The following is a 10,725-nucleotide window of genomic DNA, read 5'->3' on the forward strand; positions in this document are numbered from 1 at the left end:
GGAGTTTTGGCCATGGTCGATGACATCATAAGGGAGACCAGGCGCGAGCGCCGGCGCGGGCACACCGGCGAGGCCGGCAGCGGGTCAAGCCGCCACCCGAACTATCGCTCGCTCAAGAACCCGTTCCTGCCGCAGCCGGTGTTTTCGGACGACCGGGTTGCGGCCATCCACGACACGGCGTTGCGCGTGCTGGAAGAGCTCGGCATCAAGGTGCTGCTGCCAGAGGCGCGCATCATCTTCGCCCGCTCCGGCGCGATGGTCGACGAGGACAGCCGGATGGTGCGCATCGGCCGCGATATCGTCACCGCCGCACTGGCCTCGGCGCCAAAATCCATCCGGGCGCTGGCCGGCAATCGCAGCCGCGACCTCACGCTCGAACTCGGCTCGATGACGTTCCTCGCCGGGCCGGGGCGCCCAACGTCACCGATCTCGAACGCGGACGGCGTCCGGGCACGCTCGCCGCTTTCGAAGAACTGACCAAGCTTGTTCAGAATTTCGACGTGCTGCATATGCTCGGCCCCTGGATCGAGGCGCAGGATGTCGACAACCATTTGCGCCACTATGCCGTCAACCGTGCGCAGCTGACCCTGGCGGACAAGTTTCCCTTCGTCTTCGCCCGTGGCACGCCGCAGGTCGAGGACGGGTTCGAGATGATCCGGTTGGCGCGCGGCCTCTCGCAGGACGAGTTCCTTGCCGGCGTCCATTGCTATACCGTCATCAACACCAATTCGCCGCGCCAGCTCGATATCCCGATGGCGCAGGGCATCATCGACTTCGCCAAGGCCGGCCAGGTGTCCATCATCACGCCCTTCTGCCTGGCCGGCGCCATGGCGCCGATCACCGTCGCCGGCGCATTGACGCTGCAGCATGCCGAGGCGCTGGCTGGTCTCGCGCTGGCGCAGATGGTGCGGCCGGGCGCACCGGTGGTTTACGGATCCTTCTCCTCCAATGTGGACATGAAGTCCGGCGCACCGGCCTTCGGCACGCCCGAGCACGTCAAGGCGACGCTGGGCGCCGGTCAGCTGGCCCGCTTCACCGGCCTGCCTTGGCGGTCCGGCGGCGGCAGTGCGGCCAACATTTCCGATGTGCAGGCGGCGCACGAGACGCAGTTCGCGCTGTGGGGCTCGGTGCTTGCCGGCGCCACCGTCTGCATCCATGCCGCGGGCTGGCTGGAGGGTGGCCTCAGCGTCTCCTACGAGAAGCTGATCACCGATATCGAGGCATTGCAGACGGTTGCCGAACTCTGCGCTACGACCCCCGGCGACGAGGATTCGATCGGCTTCGAGGCGATCGCTGAAGTCCAGCCGGGCGGGCATTTCTTCTCCGCCGGCCACACCATGACGCGCTACCGCACCGCCTTCTACGAGCCGCTGGTCGCCGATTGGTCGAATTTCGGCAGCTGGACGCAGTCCGGTTCGAAGTCGGCCACCGAGCGCGCCACCGGCATCTGGAAGCGGACGCTGGCCGACTTCCAGCCGCCGGCGTCGGCCGTTGCCACATCCGATGTGCTCGACGAGTTCATTGCCCGCCGCACCGAAGAGGGCGGAGCGTTGCCGGTGTCGTGAGGTTGGCAGCCGTCACGTCGGCCGCTTGTCGCCGGTCTTCGACGGCTCGCGGCGAATCGGCCCGGCATCGGCCTGCCTGTGCTTGTCGGCGGCAATCCGGCGGATGCGATCGAAGCGGCTCTCCTCCGCCGGCTTGGTCGCGGATACAGCGTTCGGCTTCGGGGCGAATGTGATCATCTGTCGATCTCCCTGTCGTTGATGACTGGTCTTGACTGACTGACGGAAATTCCTGGCTCGCCGGGGAAATGTCCCCGGCAGCCTGTTCTGATTTATGCCCGCCCAGATTCCCAGCGGGCAATTTTCGGGCGATGGTCAGTAGCCGCCCATGCCGCCACCGCCGCCCGCAGGCGCCGCATCCTTGGCCGGAACGTCGGTGATCATCGCTTCGGCGGTGATCAGAAGGGCGGCGATCGAGCCGGCGTCCTGCAACGCGGTGCGCACCACTTTCGCCGGGTCGACGATGCCGGCCTTGATCATGTCGACATAGACCTCGTTCTGGGCGTCAAAGCCCTGATTCTGGTCCTTGCTGTCGGACAGCTTGCCGACGACGATCGAGCCTTCGACGCCGGAATTCTCGGCGATCTGGCGGATCGGCGCTTCGAGTGCCCTGAGCACGATCGAAATGCCTGCCGTCACATCGTCATTGGCGCCAGTCAGCCCGGCCAGCGCCGATCTGGCGCGCAGAAGCGCCACGCCACCGCCGGGCACGATGCCTTCTTCCACCGCCGCGCGCGTCGCATTCAGCGCGTCGTCGATGCGGTCCTTCTTTTCCTTCACTTCAGACTCGGTGACGCCGCCGACGCGGATCACGGCGACGCCGCCGGCGAGCTTGGCCAGCCGCTCCTGCAGCTTCTCCTTATCGTAATCGGACGTGGTCTCCTCGATCTGGCCCTTGATCTGCGCGATGCGCGCCTGGATGGTCGCCTTGGTGCCGGCGCCGTCGATGATCGTGGTGGTGTCCTTCTCGATCAGTACGCGCTTGGCGCGGCCAAGCATCTCGATGGTGACGTTTTCGAGCTTGATGCCGAGATCCTCGGAAATCATCTGGCCCGATGTCAGCACGGCGATGTCTTCCAGCATCGCCTTGCGGCGATCGCCGAAGCCCGGCGCCTTGACGGCCGCGACCTTGAGGCCGCCGCGCAGCTTGTTGACGACCAGCGTCGCCAGTGCTTCGCCTTCGACGTCTTCCGAGATGATCAGCAACGGCCTGCCGCTCTGCACCACTGCTTCGAGGATCGGCAGCATCGCCTGCAGATTGCCGAGCTTCTTCTCGTGGATGAGCACGTAAGGCTCTTCCAGTTCGACGCGCATCTTGTCGGCATTGGTGACGAAATAGGGTGAGAGATAGCCGCGGTCGAACTGCATGCCTTCGACGACGTCGAGTTCGGTGTCGGCGGTCTTGGCCTCCTCGACGGTGATGACGCCGTCATTGCCGACCTTGTCCATCGCCTTGGCGATCATGGCGCCGACGCTGGCATCGCCATTGGCGGCGATGGTGCCGACCTGCGCGATCTCGGCCGACGACTTGACCTTCTTGGCCTTCGCCTTGATGTCCTTGACCACGGCGGCGACAGCCTGGTCGATGCCACGCTTGAGGTCCATCGGGTTCATGCCCGCGGCAACCAGCTTGGCGCCTTCGCGCAGGATCGATGCGGCCAGCACCGTGGCGGTGGTGGTGCCGTCACCGGCGAGGTCGTTGGTCTTCGAAGCCACTTCGCGCACCATCTGCGCGCCCATGTTCTCGAACTTGTCAGCAAGCTCGATTTCCTTGGCCACCGTCACACCGTCCTTGGTGATGCGCGGCGCGCCATAGGCCTTGTCGATGATGACGTTGCGGCCCTTGGGGCCGAGCGTGACCTTCACCGCATTGGTGAGGATCTCGACGCCGCGCAGCATGCGGTCGCGCGCGTCGGTGGCGAATTTGATTTCCTTGGCAGACATTTTTTTCAATCCCGTTGGTGTGGTGAAGCAAGCGGCTCGCCGGAGCCTGGCAAAGCCAGGCCGGTCAGGCAGCCTTCTTGGCTTTGACGCTCTTCTCGGTGACGACCGTCCCGCTCTTGCCGACAGCGGCCGTCTCGCTCTTGTCGATGACGCCCATAATGTCGGCTTCCTTCATGATCAGCAGGTCCTCGCCGTCGATCTTGACCTCGGTGCCCGACCATTTGCCGAACAGGATGAAGTCGCCGGCCTTGACGTCGAGCGGAACAAGCGCGCCGTTTTCGTCGCGTGCGCCCGGCCCAACGGCGATGACTTCGCCTTCCTGCGGCTTTTCCTTGGCATTGTCGGGAATGATGATGCCGCCCTTGGATTTGACATCGCCTTCGGCGCGCCGGATGACGACGCGGTCGTGGAGTGGCCGAAACTTCATGAGAACTTCTTTCTGGGGCCGGCATAGGCGACCGCGCCGTTCTTATAGGCGTGTTGGCACTCGATAGATAGGAGTGCCAAAAATTATTCGTGGCCAAAATTAAATATTAAAAAGTATTATGATGTCTGCCGGGTTCGAAACGTCGCGAGGCGCCTAGATATTTCGAAAAATTGAATTTCGAGGCCAAAGCGACTATTTATATCGTAAGTTCGATTTCACAATTTCAGGCACGAGGAGATTTATGCGATGGCCGAAGGCAATCAGAGCATCATGGAAAAAGCTGAAGCCCGCTTCATGGACAAGCAGAAGAAGACGGCCGAGCGCAACAAGGCAACCTCCGACTACATGTCCGAAGCGAGGGCCAGGGAGATCAAGACGGCAAGGCTCAGGGAATTGCGCCTGGCCAAGGAAGAGGCCGACCGCGTCGCGGAAGCCTTGAACCCGACACCGAAGAAGAAGCGGGCTACCGTCAAGAAAGCCGCCGCCGCGCCGAAGGGGGGCACGTCATGAGCCTGACATTCCCCAATCCAAGCCGCTTCTATGACGAGGCCGGCAAGCGCATCCGCTTTGTCGGCCATGACGGCATGTTCCAGATTTCCTTCTCTGTCGCCGCCGATGCCCTCTCGAAGGCGCCATCAGGGACGGCGACCGCGGAAGCCACCTATCTGGCGGCCTTCGACACCGCGTCCAGCTCCATCCATGACATTGCCAGCAAGGCCTACGCCCGCACCCGCAAGAGCATTTATGTGCTCACAGCCGCGGATTTCGGCTAGCGCGCGTTCGTCTTGCATCAGAGCGGCTGAGATCAGCGTGCGTCAGGACTTGCGGTCGGCTTTTGCCCGCCGCTTGACGTCCCGGCTGTTCAGGCGGTCGGCCATCGCTTCCGCATCCCGCAAATTCATGGCCACCATTACCTGTTGCTTAAGCTCGACAGGCTGGCCGGTGAAGATGTCGAAGATAGTCCAGCTCTCGGGCTCGTCCATGCGCAACGCGTAGCGGTTTGCCATATCGGCATCAGGCCCTTGACATGAAAAATGCCGCCGCCAGGATCAGGATTGTCCAGGCCACCACCGACAGCTTCAAGGCCAGGCCGCCATGCATTGAAAGTATCTCGCGCATGCGCAGGGCCACGGTCCTCTTCGACAGGGCGGGTGCTGCCGCAATCGCGACCGGGGGCTTGACGCCAAGCTTTCCAAAAGCCGGCAGCAGCGGTGGCGTTCGCATGAAATGACCTCGAATTGCCGGAGAAAACAGGGCTCCTCATAACACCCTTCTTGAAACTCCCCGCATGCCAAATAGAACCCGGTCCGTGAAAGGGCCATGCCGCCCGATTCGCCGCCTTCCATCAGGCGGATCGTCATCTGGCGAAATCCGTGCAACGCGGTTAGGTTGCGCGCGAAACTGAGGTTGTTCAAAGCGTGACAGGCGAACGGAGACGACGATGACGGCGCCCGGCGATTTGCTGCAAGCCTTGTTCATGAGATTGAAGAGCGATGCCTCGCTGACGGCGCTGCTCGGCGGCGCCGGGTTGCGCGAGCAGGCGGCCGACAGTGCCGCCTTCCCTTATGTGACCTATGGCAGGACCAGCGCATTCGATCTGGACACCGGCGCCGACAATGATGACGACCAGCTCATCACGCTGCATGTCTGGTCGAAGGCGCAAGGCGAGGCCGAGACGCGTCTGATTATGGACAGCATCCGGGCGCGCCTTGACGGCGCCGCTTTCGCCACCGGCTCGCGCGACCAGACCCGCCTGTCGCTGGAGTTCGCCGAGGCCCGCTACGACGAGGACCTGGCGCTCTACCACGGGGTGCTGCGGATACGCGCTCTCACCGAACAAAGTGATTGAAGCAACCTAGATCTGCGCCTGGATCTCGGCCTTGTCGATGACTGACCACACCTCGCGGATGCGACCCTCTCCGAATTCGTAGAAAACATTCTCAGCGAACGACACGCGCTTGCCGTTCACCGGCAGGCCGAACAGCACGCCCTTGGGATGACAGTCGAAATGCAGGCGCGCGGCCACGCGCGGCGGCTGGCAGACCAGCAGTTCGATGTTGAAGCGGAGGTCGGGAATCGCCTCGAAATCGCCTTCGAGCATACGGCGATAACCCGACAGGCCGAGCATTTCGCCATTGTGCTGCACCTCGTCGCCGACAAAGTCTCCAAGTTTCGCCCAGTCCTGGGCATTCAGGCAAGCGATATAGCCCCGGTAAAGGTCGGCAAGGTCTTTATCCGTCATGGCGCACTCCGATGATTTGGCGTTTCCCGCGCTATTTAGGGCGGCCCTTCAGAATGGTCTCGCCTTGACCTGTTCCCAATCTGGCTGCGAATTGAGAACCTGCGCGCAAACACCATAGCCGCGCAGCCGGTTTTCCGGTTATGAATCCATTGCCCGGTCTGAGGGACTGGGCGGTAGGATCGCATTCATTCGTTGCGCGCGCAGGGGGTATTGCGGGGATGGATTTTCACCCGTTCACCGTTCATTTCACGTTCAGCACAGTTGCGTTACAACGCCGACCATGAAAACGCTTCGCTCTCATGTCAGAACCGCGATACTGGCGCTCACAGCGGCCGGCCTGTTGGCGTCGCAAGCGACGCCGGCAGCCGCGGCGGATTGCTACGCGATCGGCCAGCAGGTTGCCGAGCAGAATGGCGGCACGCTGGCCAAGGCTTCGCAGACGACGCGTGGCGGCCAGGAGGTCTGCGTCATCGTCGTGCTTGTGCCGGGCAAGGACGGCCAGCGTCCGCGCCGCTCCGAGATCGTCGTCCCGGCGAACTGATCCAATCTTCCCCCTTGCAGGGCTCGTTTCCCAGACCACCGGAATCGGCCTATAGCTGACCCATCAACAGGCCTGACCGATCATGCGCGTACTCGTCGTCGAAGATGACAAGGATCTCAACCGGCAACTGGCCGACGCGCTGGTCGATGCCGGCTATGTCGTCGACCGCTCCTATGACGGCGAGGAGGGGCATTTCCTCGGCGACACCGAGCCCTACGATGCCGTCGTGCTCGACATAGGCCTGCCGCAGATGGACGGCATCAGCGTCGTCGAGCGCTGGCGCCGCAACGGCCGCAAGATGCCGGTGCTGATCCTGACAGCGCGCGACCGCTGGAGCGACAAGGTGTCGGGCATCGATGCCGGCGCCGACGACTATGTCACCAAGCCGTTCCACATCGAGGAGGTGCTGGCCAGGGTGAGGGCGCTGATCCGCCGCGCCGCCGGCCATGCCTCGTCCGAGCTCACTTGCGGGCCGCTGCGCCTCGACACCAAGGCCTCCAAGGCCGATGTCAACGGCGTGCCGCTGAAGCTGACCTCGCATGAGTTCCGCCTGCTGGCGTATCTGATGCACCATATGGGCGAGGTGGTGTCGCGCACCGAGCTGGTCGAGCATCTCTACGACCAGGATTTCGACCGCGATTCCAACACCATCGAGGTCTTTGTCGGCCGGCTGCGCAAGAAGATGGGCATCGACATGATCGAAACCGTGCGCGGCATGGGCTATCGCATGCGTGAGCCGGAGGCGTAAGGCGGAACCGCTCCCCATACCAGCAAGGAAGCCCTTTTCGGCGCGGCTCTGGCCACGCTCGCTGGCCTTCCGCGTCATCGGCTTTTCCACGATCTGGGCGATCCTCACCCTGATCGTCATCTTCACTCTGATCACCACGCTCTACCGCCAGGCCAGCGAGCGCGGCTTCGACAGCCTGCTGTCGGCGCATCTGTTCAATCTGATCGGCTCGGTCGGCGTTTCCGAATCCGGCCAGCTCACCGGTGCTCCCGACCTCGGCGACCTCCGCTTCTCGGAGCCGAATTCGGGCTGGTACTGGTCGGTGGAGCCGGCTTCCGAAGGTGTGCACGGCGACCTTCATTCGTCCTCGATGACCACGACGATCCCGTCGCCGACCGTCGCCGAGGTGCCATTCAATTCGAGCTTCCAGCGCAGCTACTCCACCGACGGCATCGGCGACGAGCAGCTCGAAGTGTTCGAGAGCGAATTCGTGCTCGACGCCAAGAACCGCGCTGCGCGCTTCCGCGTGATGGGCAACAAGACCGAGCTCGAACAGGAGATCGCCACCTTCCAGGGCCGATTGCTGACCTATCTCAGCCTGTTCGGCGTCGGCATGATCGCCATCAATGCGATCGCTATCCTGCTCGGCCTCCAGCCCTTGCGCCGGGTTCGCAACGCGCTTGCCCAGGTGCGCGAAGGCACGGCGCAGCGGCTCGATGGCCGGTTTCCCGCCGAGATCGAGCCGCTCGCCAACGAAACCAATGCGCTGATCGAAAACAACAAGCGCATCGTCGAGCGCTCGCGTACGCAGGTCGGCAACCTTGCCCATTCGCTGAAGACGCCGCTTGCCGTGCTGATCAATGAGGGCCGGGCTCTCGGCGGCGCCAAGGGGCAGCTCATCGCCGACCAGGCGGCGTCGATGCAGAAACAGGTCGACCACTACCTGCAGCGGGCACGGGTCGCGGCGCAGCGCGACAGCGTCGTCTACCGCACGCCGGTGACGCCGCTGGTGCAGCGCATGGTGCGCGTGCTGCAAAAACTCAAGCCTGATGTCAGCCTGTCGCTTACGCTGCCGGCGGCCGACATCGTCTTTGCTGGCGAGCGCGAGGATTTGGAGGAACTGCTCGGCAACCTTCTCGACAATGCGATGAAATGGGCGAAGAGCACTGTTGCCGTATCCGTCACGCCGGCCGCAGCCGGCCTGTTCGAGCTATCGATCGAGGATGACGGTCCCGGCATCCCCGAGGACAAGGCCCGCGATGTCTTGAAACGCGGCCGGCGCCTCGACGAGACAAAGCCGGGAACCGGGCTCGGACTTGCCATCGTTGCCGACCTCGTCAACGAGTATGGCGGGGCGCTGGCGCTGGAACGCTCCACGATGGGCGGGCTGAAGGCGGTTGTGCGCTTGCGGAGCTTGCAATGATGTACTGCCCAGGGCCAATCGACACGGCCGAATGCCTGTGTTATGGCGGCCCCTCGATTGCGCAAAAGCCGTTAAGAACGGCCAAATTTCCGACAAATATCAATAGTATGACGTCCTGACGCCCCCGATGACGCGGCCCCCAGCGCATCCCGTTCAAGAAAACCGGTTGTTGGCATGAAGATTCGCGTTGCGCTCGTTTCCGCACTGCTCGCTCTTTCCGGCTGCGGAACGCTGGGTAAGGGCAGTGGCCCGGATATCTCCATCACCAACCCGCCCGCGTCGCCTCCTTCAGGGGCCAAAGTCGCGACGACGATCATCTCGGCCATGGCCGGCGGGCTCGTCGGCGGATCGATCGGCAGCGGCCTGAACAGCACCGAGAAGCGCAAGGCGCTCGAGGCGGAATACAAGGCGCTCGAATATACGGCGAGCGGCCAGAAGGTGACGTGGAAGAGCGACAGTTCGGCTCATTCCGGCGAAGTCGTCGCGGCCCAGCCCTACCGCGTCGGCTCGCAGGATTGCCGCCAGTACACCCATACGGTGTTTACCGGCACGGCCGGCCAGACCGCGCGGGGCACCGCATGCCGCAACGCCGACGGCAGCTGGACGCCGCTGACCTGAACGTTGGGCCGGGGTCGGAATCCCGTCAAAGCGTCGCAGCACCCTCATGTTGTGAGAGCAGGGCTCTCGCTCTATTGAAAGAACCATGCTGTTCTGGGTCATAGCCGCACTCCTCACGCTGGGCGCAAGCCTGGCGGTGCTGCTGCCGCTGACCAGCGGCGGCAAGGGCGCTCCGACCAGCAGCGACCATGATCTCGAAGTCTATCGCGACCAATTGGCCGAGCTTGAGCGTGACGCCGCGCGCGGCCTGATTCAGCCGGCCGAAGCCGAGGAGGCGCGCACTGAGATCGCCCGCCGCATCCTTAGCCTGGGAGATGTTGGTCAAGCCAATGTCGGTCAACCCGATGCACCTGGCGCGCGGCAGCCGTCGAGGGCGGCCAGGCTGGTGGCGACATCAGCGGTGCTGATGGTCCCGCTGCTCAGCTGGGGCATGTACAGCCAGCTCGGCTCGCCCGATCTGCCGTCGCAGCCGCTTGCCGAACGGCTGGCCAAGAATCCGGCCGATAGTTCGGTCGATGAGTTGGTGGCGCGCGCCGAGGCCCATCTTGCCGCCAACCCTGGCGATGGACGCGGCTGGGACGTGCTCGCCCCGATCTATCTGCGCCTGCAGCGCTTTCCCGATGCCGTGACCGCCTATCGCAATGCTATCCGCCTCGATGGCGACACGGCTGCCCGCGAGGCCGGTCTCGGCGAAGCGATCGCCAATGCGGCCGGCGGCATCGTTTCGGCCGATGCGCAATCCGCTTTCGAACAGGCGCTAAAACTCGACCCGGCAAACGCGAAAGCCTCGTTCTATTTGGCGATGGCGCTGGCCCAGGAAGGCCGCATACCCGAGGCAATCACGGCTTGGCAGAAAATGCTCGATTCCCTGCCGCAGGATTCGCCATGGCGCGGAGCTGTCCAACAGGCACTGGCCGAGGCCGCCAACCGCAGCGTCGCGTCAGGAGAGCCCGCCAAAGGCCCCGACGCCGCAGCCGTCGATGCCGCCTCGTCGATGGCGCCGCGGGACAGGCAGGCCATGATCGAAACCATGGTCGCCGGCCTCGACGAAAAATTGCGGCAAAATCCGCGCGACACGGAAGGATGGATGCGGCTCATTCGTTCCTATGTTGTGCTGGGCAAGGCCGACCAGGCGCGGGACGCGCTGCATCGCGGTATTGCCGTGTTTGGCGCCGACAGTGAGGAAGCGAAGAAATTCACCGCCTTTGCCGCCTCGCTCGGCCTGACGGCGACGGAGTAGG

At 63.7% G+C, this 10,725-nt stretch carries 14 protein-coding genes and 1 pseudogene; 9 read left to right on the top strand and 6 right to left on the bottom strand.

Translation table 11 applies throughout. The annotated features are described in order from the left end of the window. Positions 1-12: 12 nt before the first annotated feature. Positions 13-1,565 (top strand): annotated as a pseudogene (locus X771_RS01000000164780) (trimethylamine methyltransferase family protein). 12 nt (positions 1,566-1,577) lie between these two features. Here X771_RS01000000164780 and X771_RS1000000168715 read toward each other — a convergent pair. The 3 genes from X771_RS1000000168715 to X771_RS157265 form a co-directional block, all read right to left on the bottom strand. Next, the gene (locus tag X771_RS1000000168715) at positions 1,578-1,742 is read right to left on the bottom strand and encodes a hypothetical protein (RefSeq protein WP_023687237.1); all 165 of its coding nucleotides are present in this window, start codon (positions 1,740-1,742) and stop codon (positions 1,578-1,580) included. A gap of 135 nt (positions 1,743-1,877) precedes the next feature. Continuing rightward, positions 1,878-3,506: a chaperonin GroEL gene (gene groL, locus X771_RS157270; protein WP_023687238.1), complete on the bottom strand. Its 1,629-nt coding sequence runs from the start codon at positions 3,504-3,506 to the stop codon at positions 1,878-1,880. Positions 3,507-3,570: 64 nt separating this feature from the next. Next, positions 3,571-3,933, bottom strand: coding sequence for a co-chaperone GroES (locus X771_RS157265; RefSeq protein ID WP_023687239.1), 363 nt, complete (start codon positions 3,931-3,933; stop codon positions 3,571-3,573). A gap of 246 nt (positions 3,934-4,179) precedes the next feature. Between X771_RS157265 and X771_RS157260 the strand changes: the two genes are divergently transcribed. Continuing rightward, positions 4,180-4,443: a hypothetical protein gene (locus tag X771_RS157260; RefSeq protein WP_023670169.1), complete on the top strand. Its 264-nt coding sequence runs from the start codon at positions 4,180-4,182 to the stop codon at positions 4,441-4,443. Then, positions 4,440-4,706, top strand: coding sequence for a DUF1488 domain-containing protein (locus X771_RS157255; RefSeq protein ID WP_023670170.1), 267 nt, complete (start codon positions 4,440-4,442; stop codon positions 4,704-4,706). Before X771_RS157260 ends, X771_RS157255 begins: the two co-directional genes overlap by 4 nt. Before the next feature lie 42 nt (positions 4,707-4,748). Here X771_RS157255 and X771_RS157250 read toward each other — a convergent pair whose 3' ends face one another. After that, positions 4,749-4,940 (bottom strand): hypothetical protein, encoded by a 192-nt coding sequence (locus X771_RS157250; RefSeq protein ID WP_023670171.1) that lies wholly within the window; start codon positions 4,938-4,940, stop codon positions 4,749-4,751. A 7-nt stretch (positions 4,941-4,947) separates the two neighbouring features. Further along, entirely contained in the window at positions 4,948-5,157 is a 210-nt protein-coding gene (locus X771_RS157245; protein WP_023670172.1) for a hypothetical protein, read from the bottom strand. A gap of 217 nt (positions 5,158-5,374) precedes the next feature. On the opposite strand from X771_RS157245, the gene X771_RS157240 reads away from it, so the two are divergent. Continuing rightward, positions 5,375-5,782, top strand: a complete 408-nt coding sequence (locus X771_RS157240) for a DUF3168 domain-containing protein (RefSeq protein ID WP_023670173.1) — start codon at positions 5,375-5,377, stop codon at positions 5,780-5,782. Between the two features lie 6 nt (positions 5,783-5,788). Here the strand turns inward: X771_RS157240 and X771_RS157235 are convergent, their stop codons facing one another. Then, positions 5,789-6,175: an ester cyclase gene (locus tag X771_RS157235; protein WP_023684533.1), complete on the bottom strand. Its 387-nt coding sequence runs from the start codon at positions 6,173-6,175 to the stop codon at positions 5,789-5,791. Between the two features lie 280 nt (positions 6,176-6,455). On the opposite strand from X771_RS157235, the gene X771_RS157230 reads away from it, so the two are divergent. The 5 genes from X771_RS157230 to ccmI all read left to right on the top strand — a co-directional run bounded on the left by X771_RS157230 (position 6,456) and on the right by ccmI (position 10,724). Next, a complete protein-coding gene (locus X771_RS157230; RefSeq protein ID WP_023670174.1) occupies positions 6,456-6,716 on the top strand; it encodes a hypothetical protein in 261 nt (86 codons plus the stop codon). Between the two features lie 82 nt (positions 6,717-6,798). Further along, positions 6,799-7,464: a response regulator transcription factor gene (locus X771_RS157225; protein ID WP_023670175.1), complete on the top strand. Its 666-nt coding sequence runs from the start codon at positions 6,799-6,801 to the stop codon at positions 7,462-7,464. Continuing rightward, positions 7,448-8,866 (top strand): ATP-binding protein, encoded by a 1,419-nt coding sequence (locus X771_RS157220; RefSeq protein ID WP_023687240.1) that lies wholly within the window; start codon positions 7,448-7,450, stop codon positions 8,864-8,866. Before X771_RS157225 ends, X771_RS157220 begins: the two co-directional genes overlap by 17 nt. 174 nt (positions 8,867-9,040) lie before the next feature. Further along, positions 9,041-9,484, top strand: a complete 444-nt coding sequence (locus X771_RS157215) for a hypothetical protein (protein ID WP_023687241.1) — start codon at positions 9,041-9,043, stop codon at positions 9,482-9,484. A gap of 85 nt (positions 9,485-9,569) precedes the next feature. Beyond that, positions 9,570-10,724 (top strand): c-type cytochrome biogenesis protein CcmI, encoded by a 1,155-nt coding sequence (gene ccmI / locus X771_RS157210; RefSeq protein ID WP_023687242.1) that lies wholly within the window; start codon positions 9,570-9,572, stop codon positions 10,722-10,724. Position 10,725: the final 1 nt, after the last annotated feature.

The sequence above is a fragment of the Mesorhizobium sp. LSJC269B00 genome, assembly GCF_000502815.1.
Classification (GTDB): domain Bacteria; phylum Pseudomonadota; class Alphaproteobacteria; order Rhizobiales; family Rhizobiaceae; genus Mesorhizobium.

Excerpts from the sequence above, each read along its gene's own strand:
- X771_RS1000000168715 (WP_023687237.1), bottom strand. The coding sequence starts at position 1,742 with ATGATCACATTCGCCCCGAAGCCGAACGCTGTATCCGCGACCAAGCCG.
- groL (WP_023687238.1), bottom strand. The coding sequence starts at position 3,506 with ATGTCTGCCAAGGAAATCAAATTCGCCACCGACGCGCGCGACCGCATG.
- X771_RS157265 (WP_023687239.1), bottom strand. The coding sequence starts at position 3,933 with ATGAAGTTTCGGCCACTCCACGACCGCGTCGTCATCCGGCGCGCCGAA.
- X771_RS157260 (WP_023670169.1), top strand. The coding sequence starts at position 4,180 with ATGGCCGAAGGCAATCAGAGCATCATGGAAAAAGCTGAAGCCCGCTTC.
- X771_RS157255 (WP_023670170.1), top strand. The coding sequence starts at position 4,440 with ATGAGCCTGACATTCCCCAATCCAAGCCGCTTCTATGACGAGGCCGGC.
- X771_RS157250 (WP_023670171.1), bottom strand. The coding sequence starts at position 4,940 with ATGGCAAACCGCTACGCGTTGCGCATGGACGAGCCCGAGAGCTGGACT.
- X771_RS157245 (WP_023670172.1), bottom strand. The coding sequence starts at position 5,157 with ATGCGAACGCCACCGCTGCTGCCGGCTTTTGGAAAGCTTGGCGTCAAG.
- X771_RS157240 (WP_023670173.1), top strand. The coding sequence starts at position 5,375 with ATGACGGCGCCCGGCGATTTGCTGCAAGCCTTGTTCATGAGATTGAAG.
- X771_RS157235 (WP_023684533.1), bottom strand. The coding sequence starts at position 6,175 with ATGACGGATAAAGACCTTGCCGACCTTTACCGGGGCTATATCGCTTGC.
- X771_RS157230 (WP_023670174.1), top strand. The coding sequence starts at position 6,456 with ATGAAAACGCTTCGCTCTCATGTCAGAACCGCGATACTGGCGCTCACA.
- X771_RS157225 (WP_023670175.1), top strand. The coding sequence starts at position 6,799 with ATGCGCGTACTCGTCGTCGAAGATGACAAGGATCTCAACCGGCAACTG.
- X771_RS157215 (WP_023687241.1), top strand. The coding sequence starts at position 9,041 with ATGAAGATTCGCGTTGCGCTCGTTTCCGCACTGCTCGCTCTTTCCGGC.
- ccmI (WP_023687242.1), top strand. The coding sequence starts at position 9,570 with ATGCTGTTCTGGGTCATAGCCGCACTCCTCACGCTGGGCGCAAGCCTG.